The organism is Halobellus sp. GM3, from assembly GCF_052545375.1.
In genome coordinates this window covers 14,457-38,729 of record NZ_JBQWLT010000005.1, presented here as the reverse complement: position 1 = coordinate 38,729, position 24,273 = coordinate 14,457, and the positions used below count along the sequence as shown (strand labels likewise).

19 protein-coding genes are annotated in these 24,273 nt (G+C 67.5%); 11 read left to right on the top strand and 8 right to left on the bottom strand.

From position 1 onward, the window contains the following. Positions 1-85 precede the first annotated feature (85 nt). The 3 genes from ACT3HL_RS09185 to ACT3HL_RS09175 all read right to left on the bottom strand — a co-directional run bounded on the left by ACT3HL_RS09185 (position 86) and on the right by ACT3HL_RS09175 (position 6,024). A complete protein-coding gene (locus tag ACT3HL_RS09185) occupies positions 86-2,929 on the bottom strand; it encodes a PKD domain-containing protein (RefSeq protein WP_445086532.1) in 2,844 nt (947 codons plus the stop codon). Positions 2,930-3,370: 441 nt separating this feature from the next. Continuing rightward, entirely contained in the window at positions 3,371-4,366 is a 996-nt protein-coding gene (locus tag ACT3HL_RS09180) for a GNAT family N-acetyltransferase (RefSeq protein WP_445086531.1), read from the bottom strand. Further along, entirely contained in the window at positions 4,363-6,024 is a 1,662-nt protein-coding gene (locus ACT3HL_RS09175) for an alkaline phosphatase family protein (RefSeq protein WP_445086530.1), read from the bottom strand. The genes ACT3HL_RS09180 and ACT3HL_RS09175 overlap by 4 nt, the downstream gene beginning before the upstream one ends. Before the next feature lie 522 nt (positions 6,025-6,546). On the opposite strand from ACT3HL_RS09175, the gene ACT3HL_RS09170 reads away from it, so the two are divergent. From ACT3HL_RS09170 to ACT3HL_RS09155, 4 genes are read left to right on the top strand one after another with little or no spacing between them, the layout of a single operon-like run. Continuing rightward, the gene (locus ACT3HL_RS09170; protein ID WP_445086529.1) at positions 6,547-7,149 is read left to right on the top strand and encodes a DapH/DapD/GlmU-related protein; all 603 of its coding nucleotides are present in this window, start codon (positions 6,547-6,549) and stop codon (positions 7,147-7,149) included. Next, on the top strand, positions 7,146-8,594 hold the full coding sequence (locus ACT3HL_RS09165; protein WP_445086528.1) for a nucleotide sugar dehydrogenase: 1,449 nt from the start codon (positions 7,146-7,148) through the stop codon (positions 8,592-8,594). The genes ACT3HL_RS09170 and ACT3HL_RS09165 overlap by 4 nt, the downstream gene beginning before the upstream one ends. After that, complete coding sequence (locus ACT3HL_RS09160) at positions 8,591-9,736, top strand: DUF354 domain-containing protein (protein WP_445086527.1); 1,146 nt, start codon at positions 8,591-8,593, stop codon at positions 9,734-9,736. The genes ACT3HL_RS09165 and ACT3HL_RS09160 overlap by 4 nt, the downstream gene beginning before the upstream one ends. Continuing rightward, positions 9,729-10,682 (top strand): polysaccharide deacetylase family protein, encoded by a 954-nt coding sequence (locus tag ACT3HL_RS09155; protein WP_445086526.1) that lies wholly within the window; start codon positions 9,729-9,731, stop codon positions 10,680-10,682. Before ACT3HL_RS09160 ends, ACT3HL_RS09155 begins: the two co-directional genes overlap by 8 nt. Here ACT3HL_RS09155 and ACT3HL_RS09150 read toward each other — a convergent pair. After that, entirely contained in the window at positions 10,661-10,918 is a 258-nt protein-coding gene (locus ACT3HL_RS09150) for a DUF5789 family protein (protein WP_445086525.1), read from the bottom strand. The two genes, ACT3HL_RS09155 and ACT3HL_RS09150, sit on opposite strands and share 22 nt — an antisense overlap. Before the next feature lie 214 nt (positions 10,919-11,132). On the opposite strand from ACT3HL_RS09150, the gene ACT3HL_RS09145 reads away from it, so the two are divergent. The 4 genes from ACT3HL_RS09145 (at position 11,133) to ACT3HL_RS09130 (ending at position 15,632) form a co-directional block, all read left to right on the top strand. Further along, complete coding sequence (locus ACT3HL_RS09145) at positions 11,133-12,152, top strand: GNAT family N-acetyltransferase (protein ID WP_445086524.1); 1,020 nt, start codon at positions 11,133-11,135, stop codon at positions 12,150-12,152. A 3-nt stretch (positions 12,153-12,155) separates the two neighbouring features. Next, positions 12,156-13,079 (top strand): glycosyltransferase, encoded by a 924-nt coding sequence (locus ACT3HL_RS09140; protein ID WP_445086523.1) that lies wholly within the window; start codon positions 12,156-12,158, stop codon positions 13,077-13,079. A 430-nt stretch (positions 13,080-13,509) separates the two neighbouring features. Then, positions 13,510-14,529 carry an NAD-dependent epimerase/dehydratase family protein gene (locus ACT3HL_RS09135; protein WP_445086522.1) on the top strand — a complete coding sequence of 340 codons (1,020 nt, stop codon included), beginning with the start codon at positions 13,510-13,512 and terminating at the stop codon, positions 14,527-14,529. Then, positions 14,526-15,632, top strand: a complete 1,107-nt coding sequence (locus tag ACT3HL_RS09130; RefSeq protein ID WP_445086521.1) for a DegT/DnrJ/EryC1/StrS family aminotransferase — start codon at positions 14,526-14,528, stop codon at positions 15,630-15,632. Before ACT3HL_RS09135 ends, ACT3HL_RS09130 begins: the two co-directional genes overlap by 4 nt. A 60-nt stretch (positions 15,633-15,692) precedes the next feature. Here the strand turns inward: ACT3HL_RS09130 and ACT3HL_RS09125 are convergent, their stop codons facing one another. After that, a complete protein-coding gene (locus tag ACT3HL_RS09125; protein WP_445086520.1) occupies positions 15,693-16,670 on the bottom strand; it encodes a hypothetical protein in 978 nt (325 codons plus the stop codon). Between the two features lie 554 nt (positions 16,671-17,224). Here ACT3HL_RS09125 and ACT3HL_RS09120 point away from each other — a divergent pair. After that, on the top strand, positions 17,225-17,794 hold the full coding sequence (locus ACT3HL_RS09120; protein WP_445086519.1) for a DUF7344 domain-containing protein: 570 nt from the start codon (positions 17,225-17,227) through the stop codon (positions 17,792-17,794). 612 nt (positions 17,795-18,406) lie between these two features. Further along, positions 18,407-20,263, top strand: coding sequence for a glutamine--fructose-6-phosphate transaminase (isomerizing) (gene glmS / locus ACT3HL_RS09115; protein WP_445086518.1), 1,857 nt, complete (start codon positions 18,407-18,409; stop codon positions 20,261-20,263). A 21-nt stretch (positions 20,264-20,284) separates the two neighbouring features. On the opposite strand, the gene ACT3HL_RS09110 is transcribed toward glmS, so the two are convergent. Both ACT3HL_RS09110 and ACT3HL_RS09105 read right to left on the bottom strand, forming a co-directional pair. Continuing rightward, a complete protein-coding gene (locus tag ACT3HL_RS09110; RefSeq protein WP_445086517.1) occupies positions 20,285-20,506 on the bottom strand; it encodes a DUF7563 family protein in 222 nt (73 codons plus the stop codon). 267 nt (positions 20,507-20,773) lie between these two features. Then, positions 20,774-21,052 carry a HalOD1 output domain-containing protein gene (locus ACT3HL_RS09105; RefSeq protein ID WP_445086516.1) on the bottom strand — a complete coding sequence of 93 codons (279 nt, stop codon included), beginning with the start codon at positions 21,050-21,052 and terminating at the stop codon, positions 20,774-20,776. A 387-nt stretch (positions 21,053-21,439) separates the two neighbouring features. On the opposite strand from ACT3HL_RS09105, the gene ACT3HL_RS09100 reads away from it, so the two are divergent. Further along, entirely contained in the window at positions 21,440-21,787 is a 348-nt protein-coding gene (locus tag ACT3HL_RS09100) for a DUF7344 domain-containing protein (RefSeq protein WP_445086515.1), read from the top strand. Between the two features lie 326 nt (positions 21,788-22,113). On the opposite strand, the gene ACT3HL_RS09095 is transcribed toward ACT3HL_RS09100, so the two are convergent. Next, entirely contained in the window at positions 22,114-24,216 is a 2,103-nt protein-coding gene (locus tag ACT3HL_RS09095; protein WP_445086514.1) for an FAD-dependent monooxygenase, read from the bottom strand. Positions 24,217-24,273 lie beyond the last annotated feature (57 nt).

The window sequence follows — 24,273 nt, the reverse complement described above, 5'->3', positions numbered from 1 at the left end:
GTCAGTGTCCGTATTCAGTTCACATCGCTTAGCGCCGCTCATCCGCGTTGCGAATACCTGTCAGGCTCTCGAATGCGACGTGACCTCACTCGCGGGCGACGCGTCGAGACAGAAGCAGAGCGGTGGCAAGCACCGCGAGGAACGCCGGCAGGGATCCGAACCCGTCGGTGGTCTGCGTCGTCTCCGTCAGTTCGTCCGCCGTGGTGGCGTTCGCGTCGTCGCCGACGGTGACCTGTGCGTTCCGGTCGCCGACAGAGAGGGTGTACGTGCCCGGCGACTCGAAGCGCTGCGCGAGTCTGAGTCGGACCTCCTCGCCCGGCGGGATACGCACGGTCTCGACCTGTGAGACGGAGCCGGCCACGGCGAGTTCTGCGCGGTACTCGCCGGGCGTTCCGCCCTCGTTCCGCACGGTGGCAACGACGACCGCTTGCGCGCCGGCCTCGATCCGGTCCCGACGGAGGTCCAGCGACGCGACGCGGAGGTCGGCGGCCGCCGACCGGACGGTCGCGGTCGCGGTGACGTTACCGGCCCCGATCCGGACGGGCCCCTCCTCGGAGACGTTCGCGATCACGGTCTCGGTGACGTTCGCCCCCGGCGGGACCGTCGGCGTGATCGCCGCGCGCTCCTCGCCGTCGATCGTCACCGGAATCTCCTCGGAGCCGCTCGAAGTGCCGGTGTTCCGCACGGTGACGTTGATCGCGAAGGGTTCGCCGACAACCGCCGGAGACGGCTCAACGGCGCTGACCGACAGGTTCGCCTCCTCGGGGTCATCCGCGCCCTCGGCTCCGGTATCGTTCGATCCGGCGCCGTTCGAGCCACCACCGCCACCGCCCCCACCGCTACTCGGGGCGCCGCCGGAACTGCCGCCGGGAGCGCCGCTGCCTCCGTCGTTGCCGTCCTCGCCGTCGTTGCCGTCCTCGCCGTCATTGCCGTCCTCGCCGTCGTTGCCGTCGTTCCCACTGCCTTGGTCGTCGCCGTTCTGATTGTCTCCATCACCGTTGCTCTCGTTCGCGAGCACGGTGATCGTGACGTTGCTGGTGGCCGTTTCCCCGCCGTTGCCGGTGACCGTGAGGACGGCTTCATACTCGCCGGGGGTCCCGTAGACGCGCTCTGCGGTGACGTTGTCGACGGTCGCCGTCGATCCAGCCGAGTCGGTGTCGTCGGTCGAGTCGGTGTCGTCGGTCGAGTTGGTGTCGTCGGTCGAGTTGGTGTCGTCAGTCGAGTTGGTGTCGTCGGTGCTGTTTCCGCTCGCGCCGCCGTCGAACGTCCACTCGTGGGCCGTAACGTCCCCGGTCGACCCGCTCGCGTCGAAGGTCACGGTCTCGTTAACGGCCACCGGCGGCTCCGGCGTCGTCTCGATGACCGCGGTCAGCGACGGCGTCACGGTGACTGTCGCTTCCGCGGTCTCCGAACGCCCCTCGTCGTCGGTCACTGTCACCGACACCGTGTGCTCGCTCGCGTCCGCGAAGGCGACGTCCAGCGTCGACCCGTTCGATCCGCCAACGACCTCGCCGTCGACGCGCCACTCGTACGCGGTGACGTTCCCGGTCGACCCGCTCGCGTCGAAGGTCACCGATTCGTTGACGGCGACGGGCGAGCCGGGGGATTCGACGGCCGCCGACAGCGACTCCGCGACGGTGAGCGTCGCGTTCGCCTCGTCGCTCCGGCCGACGGCGTCCGTCACGACGACGCTGACGGTGTGCGTCCCGGCGGACTCGAAAGTGTGCTCGCGGCTCGATTCGTTGCCCCCGACCGCCTCCCCGTCGACGTACCACTCGAACGTCGCGGGCGGGTCGTCGACGGTGCTTTCGGTCGCGTTCAGCGGGGTCGGCACGCCGGTTCTCGCCTCGCCGCTGACGTTCACCGCGGCGGTCGGCGGTTCGCCGTCGCCGACCGAGACGGTGACGTTCGCCGTCCCGGTCTCGTTCGCGCTGTCGACGGCGGTCACCGACACGGTGTGTTCTCCGGCCGTCGCGAAGGCGTGTTCGAGTGTCGGGCCGTCGGTGACGACCGCTTCCCCGTCGTCGCCGGGCAGGTCCCAGCGGTACTCCTCGATCGGGCGGACAGACTCGGTCGCTCCGGCGTCGAAGGTCACCGTCTCGTTGACGCCCGCGGTCGTCGAACTCGCCGCGATGGAGGCGTCGGGGACCGGGCCGCTCTCGCAGTCTCCGGACCAGATCAAGAGCGGGTCGCGCAGGCTGTCGAGCGGCGCTCGATCGAAGCCGTCCTCGGTCGCGTCGATCAGCTGCCACTCGGTGATCACGCCGTCTTCGATCGGCACGCTGGGTTCGAGCGTGGCCTCCTCGTTGAAGCGCGGATCGATGCGGATCACCGACTCGTCGTCGATCCCCTCGAACGCAGCCCCGTCGGTTCGGTTGTCCGACCAGACCCAGTGGAGTTCACTCTCGGTATCGTTGTGGACGAACCGGTCGGTCTGCTCCGCGTAGTCGTCGTCCTCGATGGTCCACTCGCCGTCGGCCGGGAGCCCGGACACCTCGAAGGAGGCGACGCCGCCGTACGTGCCGTTCACGCCCTCGGGCGGGAGGCGGTCGTGGACGATAACGAGGCTGGTCCCGTTCGGCCCCTCGTGAAACAGGAGGATACTCGTATCGTCTCGCTGGTACTCGACGGTCCCCTCGGAGCTGTACGTGTACCCGTACGGCTCGGTGTCCGGCGATCGGTAGGCGTAGAAGTCCTCGATGCCCTCGTCCGTCTCGACCGGATCGACGACCCGGCACTGCCCGCCCTGCTCGACCGCGACGTCGCCGTGTTCGTCTGCGGCGGCGATCCCGGCGAAAAGCGGGGTGACGACGAGCGCGACGACGACGAAGACAGCGACGGCAGCGACGAGACCGGCCGCGACGCCACCCGCGCGGATCGTCCCCGGCGCCCACCGCCGTGGCTCGTCCCCGGACCTGCGTTCGATCATCGGCCTCTGGGCCGGCGTTCGCTTATGACGTGATACACTCCTCCGGGTGTTTCCGGCGCCGGACAGGCTCCGGCGGACGTCGGGGATCCCGGAACGGCTGAGAACGACCGTGGGTCGATAGACGACGATACCTCCGTGGAGGAGCGATTACGCCGGAGATATCGGGGGTGACGAGCGTTCGAACTGTGCGTGCGGTGCCTACTCGTGGAGGTGGTCGTGGTAAACATTGTCTGATTCCCGTCTCGCGACCGCGGGGGAACTCGTAGCCGACAGACGCCCGTCGGAGGGTTTTGTTATACTCAGCGAAACACCCAGTACGAAATGACAAAGTCATAGTATAAAATATAAAATGGTTAGTATACTCTGTCAAACGCTTCGTGTCATATACCAAACGTAGAGTACCTAGCAGTAAACAACCAGTTTCTGGTAGTAGGACGGGGGTTACCGGAGCCGTCGGTACGCCTCCGCGACGAGGTTCATCCCCAGTCCGCTCCGCTCCAGTTCGTAGTAGGTAGCGACCTCGGGCGCGAATTTGGCCTTGTAGCCGCAGAGCCGCTGGTCGTTGGCGCCGACCAGATCGTACCGGTCACAGCCTCGCTCGATCCCCCGTCGGATCGCGTGCCAGTCGAGCAGGTCTTGGGCGGGCACAGACGACTCGAAGTCGACGACGCTCTGCCAGCGGTAGACCGCCTCGTCGTCGACGAGAGCGATCATCCCGCCGACGAACTCGCCGTCGACGGTGCAGACGTGCGATTCGATCCCCTCGCCGAGCGCCCGGTCGAGGTCGCCGACGAACGACGGCGTCACGCCGTAAGCGACGTCCTGTTCCGCGTGACGCTTCTGTGCGTTCTGCACGACCCGGCGCATTCCGTCGCGACCGCCCCGGCTGATCTCGAAGTCACCGTCGTCGGTGTTCCGCACGTTCGATCGGAGGTCGCTGCTCGCGTCGGCGAGTATCTCCTCTGGCTCGCGGTTCAGGTCGACGTGATACGTGTACCGCGGCGTCGGGTCGAAGCCGTCCCACAGGAACGGGCGCGGATCGTCGTACGCCGGGGGGGTTCGGACGTTGACGTACCGGGGGCCGATCACCTCGTCGGCGTAGGCGACGACGCTCTCGACGAACCGGCTGTGGGTCTTCTCCCGCTTGCGCTGCTTGGCGTTGGTGTTCCAGAGGAACACCGGTCCGAGATAGCTGATCTTCCGCCCCGGCGGGGGCGAGAACGCCGCGGCCACCGGGCCTTTCCGGAGCTCGAAGAGCGGCAGCAGCCCGACCGGTTCTTGGCCTTTGAACCCGACGAGCGGATGCAGGGTCGTCCCGGTGTGAGACGCGAACACCTCGAGCGCCCCGTGTCGGTGAAACGGCGTCGCGTCGGTCGTCCGATCCAAGAGCGCGTTCCACTCGGCGGCGTCGGCCGGCGTCCGAACGTCGATGCTCATTCCAAGTACCCGAGATCGGAGAGTCGCTTCTCGACACCCGCGTCGTCGGTCTCGACGCTTTCGCCGCGGTAGGGCGGGTACGAGATCGTCTCCGGCGAGTCGAGAAACGGCAGCACCTCCCCGTCCATTCGATCGCTCACGGGGACGCCGAGCGTCGCGAGCACGGTCGGGGCCACGTCGTACAAGTGGGCGCCCTCGATCTCCTCCGGGTCGATGGAGGGGCCGACAATGCCGATCACGCCGTGCAGTTTGTGGCTCCACGACTCCCGCGGCGTCCCGAAGGTCGACTCGCGTATCGCCGCCGAGACGAACTGGTCGAACGCCGCCGGGACCAAGACGATGTCCGGCGCCTCCTCGAGGAACGGTCCGTGATACACCTCCTCGCGCGGGAGGACGGCGTCGAAGGCCGGCTCGCCGTCCGGCGTGCGGAGGGTCTCGAACAGCTCGATGAGCTCCGCGCGGACGGTCTCGTACGCCGACGGTTGTACCGTTCCCTCCGGCTCCCGTCCGGCGACGTTGAGTCGGACGCCGAGCTCGATTCGGTCGCGCATATACGCGGTCGAGGCGGGGAAATCGACGTGCTCGCTCGCGGCCGCGACGAGGTCCGGCGGAACCACGCGCAACACGGCCTCATCGAGGTGGAGGCGGCTGAGCACCGCGCCGATCCGCTGACTGGTGATCCCGACGCTCGCCGCCGCCTCGAGGGCAGTCTCGATCGCCGAGCGTCCGCTCGGCCCGTCGGCAGACGATCCGTCGGCGTCCCCGCCCGTCGCGTCGGTGCCGTCGCCTGTGTTTCGCAGCTCCCGGGTCGCGATATCCGACCACGACGGCTTCTCGGCGTCGGTCGACGTTTCGACGAACCCGCGCTCGCGGAGGCGGACGTTCGGGCGGACCTCGTACCCGCCGACCGGACCGATCCCGTGATCGCTCACGATCACGACGTGCTCGGGGTCGCAGACGTCGAGTATCGCCTCGACCTCCGCGTCGATGGCGGCGTAGACGCGGTCGGGGGCGTCGGTCTCGGGGAACTCGTGGAAGACCGTGTCGCTCTGTTGGAACTGGAGGAACGCGAGGTCCGGCGCTTCGCGGTCGAGGAGGTACCGGAACGCCGCGCCGCGCATCTCGATGAGCTCCTCGTAGCCCTCGATGCGCTCCTCTCGGGTGGCGCCTTCCCGCAGCTGTCGGTTGTAGAGTCGATAGCCGCCGATGGCCGCTCGGACCTCTTCGAGGAGCCCCGGCGGGTGACACTCGGGATCAGCCGGGGCGGTGTAGCCGGGGATCAGGGCCCCCTCGAACGCCGCCGGCGGGTGCGTCACCGGCGCGTTCACCACGACGCTCGTGAGCCCCTGCGCCGAGCACAGATCCCAGAGCGTCCGCTCTCTGACGTTGGTCGAGTTCACGACGTCCCAGTCGTACCCGTCGAACCGGAGAAAGCCGTACACCCCGTGCTTTCCGGGGTTGACACCGGTGTAGATCGACGGCCACGCGCTCGGGGTCCAGGGCGGAAGCTGCGATTCGAGGGGCCCGGTCGCGCCCGCCGAAAGGAGCGACTCGATCGTGTCCGCGGTACCCGGAGCTAGCCGAGACAGTACGTCTCGGCTGAGCGCGTCGATCCCGATCACCAGCGTTCGAGGGCCGCCGGCGGATGTGTCGGACATACGAGTACCCTCCTGAGTAGACCGGCTTTGTTACCCTCTCAGTATCCCGAGAAACCACCGGCTGCCGGGCGAGAGCCGGCGATCACATCCGGAGGTGCGCGGAACGGCACCGCACCCGGTTCCGGACCGGTCGGTGAGAAAGTGTTGCATAACAAAGTACAACTCGGGAAATGGTCACCTCACGGTCCGACCGCGTAGGCCGTCCGTCGCGGTCGCGTCGTCCATCCGCCGCCACATATCGCCGGCCGTGGTCGACGCTGACGGACAGCCGATATCGCGACCGTCGGACAGCCGAGAACGACACGCGAGACGCGGCAACGACACGCGAAAGGCGGCCACGACACCCAAGAGGCGACAACGAGATGCGAAAGGAGGCAACGACGCTCGGAATGCCGCAAGCGCGACGCGCGGTACACGGACACACGAAGGTATGAGAACGAACATTCAGCGATCGAGAGACGCGACGAGAACCGCAGCGGACGCCGGGGCGATCCCCGTCCCGGACGCGGAGGACCGATTCAGATGACCGAGCCGAGAGCGGACGCGCCCTCGGTCTCGGTGGGGCGGGACTGCCGGATCGACGACGGAGTGCGGATCGCTCCCGGCGACGACCCGGAGCGACCGACGTCCATCGGCGACGGGGCGAGAGTCCGCTCGGGGACGGTGATCTACCCGGACGTCCGGATCGGCGAGAACTTCACCACCGGACACGACGCGATCGTCCGCGAGCGGACGTGGATCGGCGACGACGTTCTGGTCGGCACCAAGACGGTGATCGACGGAACGACCACGATCGGCGACCGGACGAGCCTCCAGACCGGCGTGTACGTCCCGACCGAAACGTCGATCGGTGACGACGTGTTCGTCGGCCCGTGCGCCGTGTTGACTAACGACCCCTACCCGGTCCGGACCGACGTCGAACTGGCCGGGCCGGAGCTGCGAGATGGCGCCACCGTCGGCGCGAACGCGACGCTTTTGCCCGGCGTGGCGGTCGGGGAGGGCGCGTTCGTGGCGGCCGGCGCGGTCGTCACGGAGGACGTTCCCGCGCGGACGCTCGCGATCGGCGCACCGGCGCAACACCGAGAACTCCCGCCCGAAATCGCGGCGCCGAACGACCTCTCATGAACGGACTCTACGACGCCGACAGCCCGCCAGAGGAACAGCGCGAGGCGTTGACCGGCGGGGACGTCCCCGTCGCGGTCTACGGCCTCGGAAAGATGGGGCTCCCGGTCGCGGCCGTGCTGGCGGACGTCACCGGCGCCGTCGTCGGCGCTGACATCGACCCGGCGGTGGTGGACGCGATCAACGACGGCGAGTGTCCCGTCTCCGGCGAGCCGGGGCTCCCGGCGCTCGTCGGCGACGCCGTCGGCTCCGGCGCGCTGCGAGCGGTCGCCGACCCGCGGCTCGCGGCCGCGGAGGCGGCGGTCCACGTCGTCGTCGTCCCGACGCTGTTGACCGAGGACGACGAGCCGGACCTCTCGGCGCTGGAGGCGGTGCTCGGCGACGTCGCGACGGGGCTTGCCCCCGGCGACGTCGTCTGCGTGGAGTCGACGGTGCCGCCGCGGACGTGCGCCGACGTCGTCGACCCGTGGCTGGCCGCCAGGAGCGGCCTGTCGACGAGCGACTTCGGCGTCGCGTTCTGCCCCGAGCGCACGCTCAGCGGCCGGGCGCTGACGGACATCCGGGAGGCGTACCCGAAAGTCGTCGGCGGCGTCGACGACGAGAGCACTCGCGTCGCGGCGCTGCTCTACGACGAGGTGACCGAGAACGACGTGATCGCCCTCCCGGACGCGACGACGGCGGAGGCGACGAAGGTGTTCAGCGGCGTCTACCGCGACGTGAACATCGCGCTGGCGAACGAGTTCGCCCGGTACGCCGACGTACTGGGGATCGACGTCAGAGACGCGATCGAGGCCGCCAACAGCCAGCCGCACGCGCGGATCCTCTCGCCGGGGGCGGGCGTCGGCGGGCACTGCATCCCCGTCTACCCGTATTTCCTGCTGTCGGCGTTCGACGTCCATAGTCCGCTGACCAGGGTCGCGCGCGCGGTGAACGACTCGATGCCGGCGTTCACCGTCGACCTCGCTCGCGACGCGCTGGACGACGCCGGAACGCCGACCGAGGACGCGACGGTGCTCCTGCTCGGAACCACGTACCGACCCGGCGTCGCCGAGACGCGCAACAGCCCCGCGCTGCCGATCGCGGAGGGGCTATCCCGGTACGGTGCGGACGTCTACTGCCACGATCCGGTCGTCGACGGTCCCGAACGGATCGCCGCCGAGCCGGTCACGCTGGATCGGGGCCTCGCTCTCGATCCGGACGCGGTCGTCGTGGTCACGCCGCACGAGGAGTTCACGACGCTGGCGTGGGACCGCGTCGCGCCGACGGTCGTGATCGACTGTCAGGACGCGGTAGACCTCGACGGCACCGACCACGCGGCCTACACGATCGGCCGCCCGCGCCGGCGCGTCGAGGAGGCTCGCGGCAGCGACGCGGGAACGGCGGAGCGAGCGCGCGCGACGACCGACGGCGGGGCGGACCCCGAACCGGGAGACCGAGCGGAGCGATGAGCCGCGTCCACTTCGACGTCACTCACCCGGCGCACGTCCACCTCTTTCGGCACGCGATCTACGAGCTCGTCGACCGCGGCCACGCCGTCGCGGTGACCTCCCGCGAGAAGGAGCTCACGACGGACCTGCTCGACGCCTACGGCATCGACCACACGGTGCTGTCGCGGAAGGGCACCCGGACAATCGAGCTGGTCCCGGAGTGGCTGCTGCGCGACGTTCGGACGGTTCGGTACGCACGGCGGTTCGACCCCGACGTCGTCGTGAGCCGGCTCAGCCCCACCGCCGTCCACGCGGCGGCGATGGTCGGCGCCGGGGCGGTCGTCTTCCACGATCACGAGGGAACGAACCGGTTGGCGAACGCGCTCGCGCCGTTCACCGACCGGGTCTGCACGCCGGCGACGTTCGACGGCGACTTCGGCGCACCTCACGACCGGCACGAGGGGCTGCAGGAGCTGGCGTACCTCCATCCCGACCGATTCGACCCTGATCGAGACCGCCTCCGCGACCACGGCGTCGACCCCGATGAGCCGTACGCCGTCCTCCGGTTCGTGGAGATGGGAGCCCACCACGACGTCGGGCTGAAGGGCCTCTCGACCGCCGCGAAGCGGCGCCTCGTCGACGAACTCTCCGCGCACGCGACGGTGTACGTCTCGACGGAGGGGAGTGACGACTCGACCGGTGGCGACGAGACCGAGCGCCCCGCCGAGGCGATCCCGGTGCCGCCGGCGGCGATGCACGACCTGCTGAGCGAGGCCGCCCTGTTCGTCACCGACTCGAACACGATGGCGACGGAGGCGGGACTGCTCGGCACGCCGACGATCCGTTCGGGCGCGTACGCCGACACCGACGACTTCAGCAACTTCGCCGCGCTCGCGGACGCCGGGCTCGTCGAGTCGATCGCCGACGAGGACGCCGCCGTGGACCGCGCGGTCGAACTGCTGACCGACACGGCCTCCGAGACCCGGTGGCGGCGTCGCCGGGAGGCGTATCTCGACGGTAAACCCGACCTCACGGCGTACATCGTCGACACCGTACTCGACGTGGCCGACGACCGGTCCGGCGGTCGGGACCGCGAGCGGGGACGGTCGGGCGTGCGCCGGTGGCCGAGCGCGCTTCTGCGGGGGGAGAGCGCCGATGGCTAACCGCGACTGCCCGAGCCGACGCCCGGAGGTCGACGCCGACGCCCGGCGCGCGCGCCAGGTCCCGGGCGACCACGACTTCGCGCTCTGTCTGACCCACGACGTCGACCGTCCCTACAAGACGTACCAAGCCCCGTACTACGCGGTGACAGAGCGCGACCCCTCGCATCTCGCGTCGCTGCTACCGGGGCGGAATCCCTACTGGTCGTTCGGGCGTATCAAGGCGATCGAGTCGGACCTCGGCGTCCGCTCGGCGTTCTACTTCCTCGACGAGCAGTCGCTTTTCACGGACCGACCGCGCCGGGAGCTGCTCGACCCGAACGCGTGGATGCTGTACGCCGGTCGGTACGAGATCACCGACCCACAGATCGTCGACCTCGTCCGCGACCTCGACGCCGGCGGGTGGGAGATCGGACTGCACGGGTCGTACGAATCGTACGCGGACCGCGATCGGCTCCGCGCCGAGAAACGGGCGGTCGAGTCCGTCCTCGGTCGCGAGGTGCGCGGGATCCGACAGCACCACCTCAACCTACAGGTGCCGGACACGTGGGCACACCAGGCGGCCATCGGACTCTCCTACGACACCTCGCTCGGCTCCTCGACGGACTACGGATTCCAGTACGGATACGGCGTCCGCCGGCCCTTCGACGACGCGTTCGTCGCCTTCCCGCTCACGGCGATGGAGATCGCGCTGCCGATCGAGTCCGACCCCGAACGGGCGTGGGACGTCTGCGAATCGCTACTCCGGGAGGCTCGCGAGAACGCCGCCGTGATGTCCGTCCTGTGGCACCCGCGGTTCTTCTGTGAGGACACGCCCGCGTACGGGCCGATCTATCGGCGGCTGATCGAGCGCGCGCTCGAACTGGACGCGTGGGTCGGACCGCCTGGGGAGCTATACGACACGCTCGATCACGCCGATCCGCTCGATCACGCGTCCCCTTCCGACTGATACGGTTCGCCGACGGCCTCGCGCGGGAGCGTGTTGTGGAGTTCGGACTCGAGATCGCCGGCCGAGCGGAACGTCTCGCTGGTGGACTTCTCGATCGTCTCTCCGAGGTTCACCTGTCCGTCCGCCAACGTGAGCGTGACGTGCTCGACTGCCGCCGACGCGTCGGATCGATCGATGGGGTATTCGAGTTCTTCGAGCACGGTGGCGACATCTCTGAGTTTGATTTCTCGGTCCATAGTCCCACTACGACGTCGAGCTATGTAACGTTTGCACGTCATTGCACGCCCGATCGCACGACCGCGTGCGACCGGACGCGCAAACCGTTGCAAACGCAACGATATGTCGATCGGGACGTCCGTCCCGATCCGGACGGGACGCGGCGGCGGCACCGGCGACAACCGGGGGGACGTCCCCCCGATATGCGCGGCCTAACAAAGCCCCCGAGGCTGGATGACCGAACCGATGCAACTCGAACGGCTCTCCGTCTCGGAGTGGGCCGACGCACTCCCGAACAGCGGAATCGACGTGTTTCACTTCCCGGAGGCGCTGGAGGTACTCGACGAACACACGGCGGGGTCGATGGAACTGCTCGGCGGATTCAAGGGCGACCGACCGACGGCCCTGCTCCCGGTGTTCGTCCGTGACCCGCCCGTCGGGCGCGTCGTGACCTCGCCACCGCCGGGGATGGGCGTCCCCCGCCTCGGCCCGATCGTGATGCCGGCCAGCCCGAAGCGACGCAAACAGGAGCGAGTGAACCAGACGTTCGCCGATCTCGTCGTCGAGGAACTCGACCTCGACGCCCCGACGACGCTGTTTTCGATGACCTGCCATCCGCAGTTTCGAGACCCCCGGCCGTACCGCTGGGCGGATTTCGACGTCGGGACGCGCTTCACCTACCGGCTCGATTTGGCGGACAACACCCCCGACGACGTGCTCGGTGGGGCCAGCAAGAGCCTCCGACGCGAGATCAGCGACGCGCGCGACCTCGACGTTCGCATCGAGCGGGAGGGGCAGTCGTCGCTGCGTCGGATCTTCGAGGAGACGAGCGCGCGGTACGCCGAACAGGGGGAGTCGTTCCAGCAGACGTGGCCGTACGTTCGGGATCTGTTCGAGGCGCTCGGCGATCGCGCCCGAGTGTACGTCGCCAGAGGGGCGGACGGCTCGTTTCTCACCGGCGTCACTGTGCTCTACTCGCCGGAGGACGCGTACTTCTGGCAGGGCGGCAGCCGGACCGTCTACGAGGGCGTCGCGGTCAACAGCGTACTGCACCTCCGCGTCATCGAGGACATCGTCGCGGATCCGCCGACGGACTCCGTGCACTCGTATGACCTCCACGGGGCCAACACCGAGCGTCTCTGCCGGTACAAGAGCAAATTCGGCGGCGAACTCGTCCCGTACCACGTCGTCGACACCGGGGGGTACCGGATGACCCTCGCGACGGAGCTCTACGAGCGGTTCCTCCGGCGGTGACCGATGCGGATACTCAGTCTCGTCACCAACGGGCGGTCGGTGTTCTATCGACAGCAGCGCGCCGGCCTCCGCGAGCGCGGCCACGAGGTCGACACGCTGGCGGTTCCCGGCTACGCGACGTCGGGCGATCGCTCGTGGACGGCGTACGCTCGCTACTACCCCCGCGTCGTCGCCGCCGCGTTCGACGGGTACGATCTCGTCCACGCGAACTACGGGCTCACCGCGCCGCCCGCGGTGCTTCAGCCGGCGCTTCCGGTGGTCCTCACGCTGTGGGGGAGCGACGTGCTCGGGCGGTACGGACGGGTCTCGCGGTACTGCGCGCGGTTCGCCGAGGAGGTCGTCGTGATGTCCGAGGAGATGGCCGCGCGGATCGACCGCCCGTGCCACGTGATCCCGCACGGGATCGACCTCGACCTGTTCCGGCCGCTGCCGCAGGCCGCCGCCCGGCGGGAGGTCGGCTGGGACGAGGACGTCCACCACGTGCTGTTCCCGTACGACCCGTCTCGACCGGTCAAGAACTTCGAGCGCGCGGCGCGGGTCGTCGACTTAGCGCGGGCGCGGACCGACGAGCCGATCGAACTCCAGACGGCCGGCGGCCTCGATCACGACCGCATCCCGCTGTATATGAACGCGGCCGACGCGATGCTTCTCACGTCGGTTCGGGAGGGCTCCCCGAACACGGTGAAAGAGGCGATGGCGTGTAACCTCCCGGTCGTCGCCACCGACGTTGGCGACCTGTCCGACCGACTCGCCGACGTCGCCCACTCGGCCGTCGAGACGACCGACGGCGACCTCGCTGCCGCCCTGTGTGAAACGCTCGCATCGGGAGCGCGTTCGGACGGGCGAGAAGCGATCGCGGATATCGGCCTGCAGACGCAGCTCGATCGCATCGAACGCGTGTTCTCGCTGGCGCTTGATTGGGTATGAAATTGAACGCGCGATCGCCTCTCGTATGACATCACGGAACTCACGATGCACCGATATGTTCCTTAATAATTGTGATGAATTACGCGGCGCCCGATTGTGCTTAAATGACAGTAAATTGATACTCTTCGCGACAGAATTGGACGATCATACAATACATCCCACCACCCGTGACCGCCGTGGTCGCGACTTACTTCTCGATCGACCGTGCGCCGTCGGCGGGTAATTGGTCCTCGGAGCGTGGCCAGGGCTCTCATCCCCGGTGTGTGGACACTGCGGGATCCAACAGGCTGTTTATCACTTCGGGTGAAATCCCATACGGACACCGACAGCCTCACACGCCCGCCTAACGAGCGGCCTACCACTATCAATACGGATATGTTTCGGGCTAAGCGCTGGCTTACAAAGTCCCGACGGGTGCCGGTGGGAGTGTATGAACGAACCCTCCCCACCGACCGCAGCGTGGTCCGGACAGACGGTGCTCGTCACGGGCGGCGCCGGCTTCATCGGTAGTCACCTCGCGGCCGCGTTGGTCCCCGGAAACGAGGTCCGGGTGCTCGACGACTGCTCGACCGGCGACGCGTCGAGAGTGCCGGACGGGGCCGAGTTCATTCGGGGAGACGTGACCGACGGGGAGACGCTGTCGCGCGCGATGACGGGCGTCGATACGGTGTTCCACCAAGCCGCCGTCGTCAGCGTGGACCGCTCGATCGAAGCGCCCGCGGAGTCCCACCGCGTGAACGTCGGCGGGACGCGAGCGGTCCTCGAACGCGCCCGGGCGGAGGACGCGCGCGTCGTGATCGCGTCGAGCGCCGCCGTCTACGGAACCCCCTCTGAACTCCCCGTCTCGGAGACGTGTCCCACGGACCCGCAGTCGCCCTACGGCGCCGACAAACTGGCCGCGGACGCGTACGCGAGCGTCTACGCGAACGTGTACGACCTGCGGGTCGTGCCGCTGCGGTACTTCAACGTCTACGGCCCCGGCCAGCGCGGCCCCTACAGCGGCGTCGTCGACGCGTTCCTCGAACGCGCGTTCGCCGACGAACCGCTCTCGGTCCACGGGGACGGCGAGCAGACGCGGGATTTCGTCCACGTCTTCGACGTCGTGCGGGCGAATCTCGCCGCCGCCGAGACGCCGTACACCGGCGTCCCGTTCAACGTCGGCACCGGCGAGTCGGTGACGATCCGCGAACTCGCAGATATCGTTCGCGAGGCGGTGGGGACCGACGCCGGCGTGCGCTACGAAAACGAGCGCCCCGGCGACGTCAGACACAGCAGGGCGTCGACGAAACGCGCCCGCGACCGACTCGGGTTCCGCTCGCGGATCCCCCTCGAGGCGGGGATCGACCACCTCGTGTCGCACCGTCGGGAGGGAGAACGGGCCCCGCTCGACCGCGAGCGGACCCCGCGCGATCGGGTGTCCACGGACGGCTCGGGACCCGCCCGAGAATGAGACTCAGTGCCACTCCGGCGCACCCGTCGTTCAGGCTCCGGTGGCTCTTCGACCCGCGCGCACGCGAGATCCCCTGGCTCGACGACGACGAGTGGCTTCCCGCGGGCGAGCGCGAGCTGTACAGTTGGGCAAAGCAAGGACTCAGGGCGGTGTTCGACCGCCTCGAACCCGGATCGACGGTGTTGCTTCCGGCGTACGTCCCCGGCGGCGTGACGTGGGCCGCGCTGGATGCCGGGCTCGACGTCAGATACTATCCGGTCAATTCGGATCTCACGCTTTCGGTCTCGGCGATCGCCGACCGGATTCGCGCGGTCGATCCGTCGGTGGTGCAGTTCATCCACTACTTCGGGTTCGTCGACGACGGCTTCGACGCGCTCGTGTCGGTGGCCCGCGCGCACGACGCCCTCGTGATCGAGGACTGCGCGCGCGGGCTCTTCGGTCGCGACCGCTCGGGACGGCTGCTCGGGACAGCCGGCGACGTCGCGCTGTTCTGTCCGCACAAGACGCTGCCCGTCCCCGAGGGCGGAATCCTCGTCTCACGGATCGGCGCCCTCCCGGACCCCGGCGAGATCCACGGCGGGTGGCGCGCTGCGCCCCGGCACATCGGTCGATCGCTACTCGCTCGGACGCCGATCGACGCCGCCGACGAACCGCGGATCGACCAGACCGGATACGGCCTCGAATCCGTCGCCCCGCCGCGGCGACTGTCGGCACCGGGACCGCTCACCTACCGCGGGCTGGCCCGCTGTCGGCCCGCAACCGTTCGATCGGTGCGCGGGGGTCGCTATCGGGCGCTTCGCGAACTGCTTCGGGACGCGGACCGACTGACCGTCCTCTCGGAGCCGCTGTACGACGGCGCGTGCCCGTTCGGCGTCGTCGGCGCGACCGACTCCGCGGCCGAGCGAAACGAGATCTTTCACGAGTTCCGACGGGCCGGGCTCCCGTGCGAAGTGCTCACGTGGCCGCCGGTGTACCGCCACCGACACGTCCGCGCGTTTCGGGGGGCGGAGGCGCTCAGATCCCGGCTACTCGTGTTCCCGACGCATCAGCAACTGTCGCCGTCGGCGATCGGCGAGATGGCGGCCGTCGTCACCGACGGGTAGGAACGAGCGTGTGGTGCGCGTCATCAATCCACAGACACTAGTGTCGGGCCTCCGGCCGGCCTACGTCGTCGCTTCGAGGAACGACGCGATGTCGGGATGACGACGGAGCCGTGCCGGAAGCGTGCCACCGTGATCGACGAACGCGGCCGCGGCGTCGCGAAGCGCCACCCAGCGGGAGTGCCGGCGGAACACCAACACCGGGATCGCCTCGACGTCGAGGAGCTTCGCGATCGCCAGTCGGTTTCGGCCGTCCGCGAAGAGTAACTCCCCGTCCCGGCCGACGTCGACGGCGATCTCGTCGTTGATCACGTGCGCGGCGACCGTCGCACGCCGCCGCTCAATCGGGTCTTTGACGCCCGATTCGAGGAGCGCTCGCTGACTGAGAAAGCCGTGTTCGCGGATCGTCTCGTACAGTTGATCGAGGTGGTCACAGCGGCGCCGAAACGCCGACGGCGACGCGCACCCCCAGCGCTCGTTTCCGCGCTCGATCTCGGCGGTGATCCGCCGGAAGAACGCGGTCTCCTCCCAGTCGACGCCGTCCTCGAAACGCCGCTGGAAGGCACAGAAGACGTCGGTGTCGCGAAACCGGAGGCCGTATCGGTCCCAGTCGCCGTCGGCGACGACACCGACTCGCCGAAACCGCGAGCGGTTCGACGGCTCCGAGATCCGGACGATGCGGTCGGGATCGACCCAACTGACTCGGTACGGGTCGATCGGGGCCGGATGCCGGCGGTTGTACCGGAGCCGGGCGCCGCGGACGTACGCGTCGGCGTACACTGACCGACAGAACAGCAGCTGTCGTTCCAACTGCGGGTAGTTCTCGTGGAGGATCCGTCCCGCGCGTCGCACCGTCGAATCGAACCACGATCCGACACCGTCGCCGTCGTCCGGCGGCGCGTCGCGTTGGGGCGGCATCCCCCGCGGCATCGGGACCGGCTCAGTTGGCGCGTCTCCCGAGCGGTCGTCCGACGAAGTGCCGTCGGTGACGCTCGTCGAGTCGGTACTGAACTCGGCCGTGGAGGGTTCTCGAGAGCACATACTCACGTTTCGGTGGAGACCGGCATTCTCCGGAGAAACGAGCGAGACGTGGTTTGTATTGTTCCGGCTACCGTCGGTAGCGACCGCATTCTCTCTCGCGGGGCGATTCAACCGCCGCGGCGAGCGTTGGCTGTCGCTGCGGGGAGTTTTTGATGGTCCTTACGGTCGTTCCCGGGCGTCGAGCGCCTCAGGACCGTCTACTGTCGCCCCGGGTAGCTACTCGATACCGCCACCGGAGCGGTCAAAAAGTCAGGTGGTTTTAATATTCTCCTTCTGGATAGTGTGTGTGTCACTGGGAGAACACCACGGGGGTAGGTTCGGATTCACGCCGGCTGCGGCGGCGGACCGCTCGTAACACAGGACCAAACGGATCATATGCGACCATTTACCATCGAAATTCGGCCATCGTCGGACGGTATCACACCGGAGAACTCGCGGGAACCGGCGGAGAGATCCCTTCGAACCCCGAGTGACGTCTCTCCCGGATCGTGTATAGCCACATCAATACCCATCGGGGCCATCGCCCGTCAGCCACCGCTGTCACCAGATTACACATGAGCATTTCCAGAACCGAAGCCGAGCCCGAAGTCGACCGCCCAACCGTCGAATCGTCGTCAGACAGCTCGACAACCGATGAGTCAGCCCCGAAGCCGTCGTTGGACGTGATCTTCGACGTCCTGCGAAACCGCCGTCGCCGTCTCGTGTTGCAGGCGATCGAAGACCGAGACGGATCGACGACGCTCAGCGAGCTCGCAGAGCACATCGGGGGCATCGAAAACGGGAAATCGCCCACGGCGCTCAACGCACAGGAGCGAAAGCGCGTCTACGTCGGCCTGTATCAGTGCCATCTCCCCAAGATGCACGACGCGGGGGCCATTGAATTCGACAAGGACCGCGGCACGGTCGAACGCGGTGAGATCGCAGAGCAGTATCACGAGTTTCTCGAACGCGAGGTCGATGTCGCCTCCGAGTGGCCCAAGTACTACGTCGCGGTCGCGGGCGGATCCGTCCTCGTGTATCTCGGCGCGCTCTCGCTCGGACTGTCGACGCCGGTCGTTCCCCTCGCGTCGCTCGTGCTCATCGGCGCGCTCTCGACGTACCACTGGATCGATCGGCCGGACTGACGGCGGATCACAGACGCGGCGCGACCGCCGACCTGCCCGATGAGCGGCCCCGAAGACCCCGCACGACGCTGATCGGATCCGTCCCTCACGACGCGCGCGACGGCCGACCCACCGCGTTCGATCGACTGAAAACGCAACAGGGCCAAATCCGAGGAACTCGCAACCATCCGACGACCGTTCCGACCGTACCGGACAACGATCCGACTACTGTCCCGACGGCACCGCGCAAGTATCTGACGCCGTCTCGATCGCACGCGCAACCGACAGACCACCGTCCGGACTGCACCCCACAACCAACAGACTACCGTCCCGACCACACGCACAACCAACAGACTACCGTTCGGATCGCACCACACAACAAACAGACTACCGTCTCGACTGCATTTCGTACGCATCCGGCAGCGAATACCGCGGGCGCGGCGGGGAGATCGCAGCGGCCACCTAACGACCCCCCGTGTCGGTTGATTCCTCATAACAAAGCCCCGAAAACCGCTGGATACAGGCGGCCGTCCGGCCCCGTCCGGAACGGCGATTTCAAGTGATGTATCCCCAGACGAGACCCGTACGTTCGCGACCGAGTCGCATCGACGCCGGTTGCGGGAGGCAGTGAATATGTGTGGCATCATCGCGCGCGCCGGTATCGGAGACGCGCTCGAGGAGTTGGTAGTCGGCCTGCAGAACTTGGAGTACCGCGGCTACGACTCCGCCGGCGTCGCGGTTCGGCGCGCCGACGGACCGATCACCGTGTGCAAACGGGAGGGCGAAACCGACGCGCTCGAGGCCGCGCTGTCGGGGCGAGCGCTCCCCGGCGGAACCGGGATCGGCCACACCCGGTGGAGCACACACGGCGCCCCCTCGGACGCCAACGCGCATCCGCACACCGACGACTCGGGCCGGGTCGCCGTCGTCCACAACGGAATCATCCGGAACCACGAGTCGCTCCGACGGGAGCTTCGGGAGGCCGGCCACCGGTTCAGGAGCGAGACGGACACAGAGGTGGTTCCGCACCTCGTCGCGGCCGCGCTCGACGACGGTGCCGATCCCGAATCCGCGTTTCGTGCCGCGGTCGCGCGACTCGAAGGGAGCTACGCGCTCGCGATGATCGTCGACGAGGACGACGCCGTCTACGCGACCCGCCGCGGGTCGCCTTTGGTGTTGGGGCTGGGTACGGACGCGAACTACCTCGCGAGCGACGTCCCGGCGTTCCTCGAGTTCACGGACCGCGTGGTGTATCTCGAGGACGACGACGTCGTCGTCCTCGAGGGGAACACCTACCGGATCACCGACGTCGACGGCACCCCGGTCGACCGACCGATCGAGACGGTCGAGTGGGACGCGAGCGACGCGCGCAAGGGCGTGTACAACCACTTTATGCGGAAGGAGATCGACGAGCAGCCGGTCTCGCTCCGGCAGACCCTCGAGGGGCGGATCGACGGCGACCGAAGCGAGCTGACGGCGTTCCCGCCGGGATCGCTCTCGGACGTCGACGACGTCGTGTTCGTTGCCTGTGGGACCTCCTACCACGCGGCGATGTACGGCAGCACGCTGCTCCGTCGACGCGGGGTCCCCGCGACCGCCCTCCGCGCCAACGAGTTCGCCCACGATCCGATGCCGGTCTCCGAGCGGACGCTCGTGATCGCCGTCACGCAGAGCGGCGAGACGGCCGACACGCTCGCCTCGCTTCGCGTCGCGAACGACCTCTCGGCCCGAACGCTCGCCGTCACGAACGTGGTCGGTTCGAGCGCCGCACGCGGGGCGGACGAGGCGCTGTTCATCCGCGCGGGCCCCGAGATCGGCGTCGCCGCGACGAAGACGTTCTCCTCACAGGTCGCTGCGCTCGCCCTGCTCGCCGATCGGATCGCCGCCGACGGCGGGGGGGCCGACGCCTACGGGGACGAAACTGCCGGCGTCGGAGATCACGGCGGCGCATACGATCCCGACAGCGTCCGCAGCGATCTCGAGTCGCTACCGACAGCCGTCGAGACGGTCGTGAACGACGCGGGGGCGGCGCGACTCGCCACGCAGTTTGCGGACGCGGAGTCGTACTTCTTCATCGGCCGAGGCGTCGGCTACCCGGTCGCACTGGAGGGCGCGCTGAAGTTCAAAGAGATAACCTACGAGCACGCCGAGGGGTTCGCGGCCGGCGAACTGAAACACGGTCCGCTGGCGCTCGTGACGCCGGCGACAGTCGTCATCGCGGTGTTCACCGGTCGCAACGACGAACTGACGCTGCATAACGTTCGAGAAGCCCAGAGCCGCGGCGCACCGGTCGTCGGCGTCGGGCCCGCGTCGGCGACGACACTGCGCGAGACGGTCGACGAGTACCTCCCGTTCCCGCGGACGGACCCGAACCTCGCGGGGATCCCCGCGAACGTCCACCTCCAGTTGCTCGCGTATCACGCAGCGGAGATCCGCGACCGGGCGATCGACAAGCCGCGGAACTTGGCCAAGAGCGTCACGGTCGAGTAACCGAAATCGAGTGCCCCCGCCTCACGACGATCCGGAGTGCCACTGGACGCCGACGTCGTCGCCGCCGTCGCTCCGTATCGCCGCCTCGCCCACCGCCAACTGGGTGCGGGTGAGGCAGTTGATACACCCGTGAACGGTGTTTTCTACCCCGAAGACGCGGACGAACTGTTTGCTGACCGCCGATCCGCAGCGTTCACACCGCCGATTCGAGCTCGTGTCTGTCGTGCCGGTCCGATCTGACATACACTCCCCGATGGGACAAGACCGTCTTGGTTATTCAGCGGATAAACAGGTATGGAATCCATCACGAATCGGCGTCGCCGTGCCACCGAGACCCGATTCGTTTTCCGTGCGGGTACGGGGGATCAAACGAGGATAACGACCAGGTAACGAAGGGGGTAGCACGCGTTCTCACAGACGCCCGGACCCGACGAGTGCCCCCCCACCCCCTTCACTGGCCCCCACACGCTACGTCGGGTCGACGGGCGATTTTTCAGACGCCGAGCACCGTCAGAGCGTGCGCTCGGCGTCTATCGGCTCGATACTCACAGTCCCGTTTCCGCGAACGGTCACTGCGTGCTCGGCATACGTGAACGACACCGCAGTCGAACTCGTCGCCGCCGACTCCCCCGCACAGAGCGCGTCGAGGGCGTCGGTATCGACCGCGTCGCGCAGCGGCGGCAGCGACGTCGGTTCTCGGTTCGTGGCCGCGCTCACTACCTCCACGACCGCGACAGAGGGGGGAACCTCCTCCCAGTCGAACTGGTGGTCGGCTCCTCTGCGACTCATCGACGGGCTCCACTCGGTGTCAAAGTCCACTGAGGGCTGTCACTCATCACGTGTCTACACAGAGGAGCTGATCACTCTTCGGCGTTCCGATTCGCGCGCGATCCCCCTCCCGTGGAATTCGACTGCTATAGACCGTTAACAGGCTGTTAATACCGCGACGTGTGCGATACGGGCTGGCGTTTCGGAGGCTCGGGGCGAATTAATACCCGCGCAACCGCGTTTCCAAAACGGGAGACGATCGGTACGTTCCTCCTACTAATGACCCCGTCGACAGAAGCATCTCACAACCAAAATGGCATCTCCCACGGACACACGCAGTCCGAATCGAGGACCAGACAGCACTCTCGGGCGGGATGGGGCGTCGTCCGTCGGCTACGTGGGGCAGCGATGAGTTCGGATTCCGACGGACTGCGAACGACCGAGGCGCTGAAGCTGCTGGCCAGCGACGAGCGTCGACGGCTCCTTCGAGAACTGCACGAACGCGACGGCGACCGGATCTCGATTCACCGGACTGATACCCTCGAAACGCTCTCCGGCGACGAGAGCGATTCGCCGAGCGCCGGCGATCCACGCAGCGTCGAGCGCCTCGAGATCGAACTCTATCACAACCACCTCCCCCGGTTGGCGGACGTCGACGTCATCACGTGGGACCGAGAGGCGGATACGGTCGCCCCTGGACCCGCGTTTGAGGATCTCCGCCCCCTCGTGGCGTGGTTCGTCGAGAACGACGAGTGACTATTTGCCGGAGTGACGGTCGATGGGCTGTCGCCTGTTAAGCAAGTATACTTGCGTTTGCAAGTCTGTACACACTCGACCGCACGACGTCGTGCGGTCGGATGTGCAATCAGTTGCAAACGCTACTATAGCAAGCGCCTCTTCTTCCGTGGGGTAACACCGTAGTACAAGTAATAGAACAGTTAATTAACATTTATCCTAAAGAAACATATATTGAAAAACGGGATTGGATCCGCCCATTAAATGGTTCATTCCGATATCCCATCAATACTCCCAAAAAACCATACTCAATAATATCATTCTGATTTTCTTATGGTATATTTCTATTATTTACCTCCGTCAGTGATCTCTCGCGGGAACACACACAGGTCGGCACGGCCGGTCGACACGAGCGTGTTCACCTTATCCACGGACGTCGTGGGTACCGTCGCGAGCGTCGGGACGTCCGTTTCGTTTCGGATATCGTCGCTGAAGTCGCTCGGCCCCTTCTGGGCGACGTGACGGTCCTCGGATGTGACGTCAACGGGAGCGACGACGTCACAGCCGGTTGCGGCGAGTCGGTCGACGACATCGAAGGCGACGTCGAGTGAGAGCCCGGCGGCGTCCCGGTCGGCTACCGGAACCGAGACGCCGAGCGGCAGTTCCGACGGCCACGCGTCGGCGACTGATTCCACGATCGACAGCGCGTGCTGCCGCGGTGCCGCTGAGGGTCCGTCCCACTGGGTGAGGCACGCGCCGAGATGCGTCTCCGGACCGCTGTCGAGGTGCAGATACTCGAAGCCGGCGTCAGCGCTCCGGCGGGCGGCCTCGGCGAAGTCGTCGGCGACGGCGGCCCGGTCGTCGGCGGTCATCGACTGGATGCGGAACCGATCGGGGCGAACGGGGTACTCACTACTGAGCCGCGGCGCCCACGTCGACTCGCGGGCGGTCAGTCCCCCGTTTCGGAGAGATTTCGGCTCACGAGCGGCGTTTGGTCCCGCGTGATGCAGGCGTACACCGGCGACGATCTCGTCAGCGACGGATGCGACGGCGTCTCCCCAAACGTCGGCCTGCTCATCCGTGTAGAGGCCGGGAGTCCCGGCTGTGGGGCGGGCCTCCGGTGCCACGGCGAGCGGTTCGGTGAGGAGCAGCCCAGGTTCGTCTGTGGCCGCCGCCGAGAACGCCGCCCGTTGTGCGCTCGAAGGCACTCCGTCCACCGCCGAGTACGTCGGGTCCAGCGACCGGACGAACCGATTCGCGAACACGACGTCGCCCAGTCGGACCGGCTGATACGCCGGCGACCGCACCGTCGATTCCCCCGGCGTCGCCGCTGCGAACCACTCGTCGAACCCGCCGATAAACGAGGGATCGCGTCGCTTCAGACTCCCGTAGGTGAGCCGACCGCTGCGCGTGAGGTGGTGGACGGCGAACTGCCGCGGCGGGAGGTCGTAGTACCGTCTAACGTCCTCGAAGTGGATGCGGCTCCGCTCGGCGGCCGACAGGAGGTTCTCCGTGAACGGCTTCCGAGCGGCCTCGTACGCCGGGAGGGCGTCTTCGACGGTCTCGTGTTCCTCGAACGCGTTCATCAGCCCGATCGCATCCTCCATCGCGAGGGTCGTTCCGGACCCGATGGAGTAGTGGGCGGTGTGGGCGGCGTCGCCGAGGAGCGCCATATTCTCGTGGTGCCAGTGCTCGTTCGTGATCGTCTCGAACGTCCGCCACTGGTCCTGTTGGGAGAGCAGCGAGTGCCCGCCGAGATGCTCGGCGAACACGTCTTCGAGATACTCGAGGTACTCGCTCTCGGAGGCGTCGGCGAGTCCGGACCGCTCCCACGTCTCCGCGTCGCAGTCGATGATGAACGTGCTCGTCGGACTCGGGTACGTGTGCGCACACCAGATCCCGTCATCGTTCTCGACGAAGATGTGCGTGAGCGCGTCGAAGTCCTGTTCGGTCCCGAACCACGAGAAGCGCGCCTCGCCCTCGAGGATCTCGGTGCCGAACTCCGCCGCGTACGCGTCGCGGGCGCGACTGTGGATCCCGTCGGCGATCAGACAGAGGTCCGAGTCGCCGGCGACCGACTGCACGTCTGTGATCTCGGTGTCGAACCGGAGATCGACGCCGACCTCCCGGCACCGGTCCTGCAGCACGCGGAGGAGGTCCGTCCGCATCATACTTGCGAAGGTGTTTCCGCCGCAGCGATACGCGTGGCCGTCGAATCGGATGTCGAAGGGGTCCCAGCGCTCGAACGCGTCGACGATCGCCTCGTGGGACGGGGTGTCCGCCTCCGCGAGGTTCGAGATGGTTCGGTCGGGGAAGACGATTCCCCAGCCGTACGTTACGTCCGGCGGGTTCCGCTCGTAGACGGTGACGTCCCAGTCGGGATGCGTCTTCTTCAGCAGAAGGCTCGCATACAGTCCCCCGGGGCCGCCGCCGATAGTGTTGACGTTCATATCTCAGTTGTTGGTATCCGCAGACCGCGGGCCGATTGCGTCGTTCCGAGTACTGAT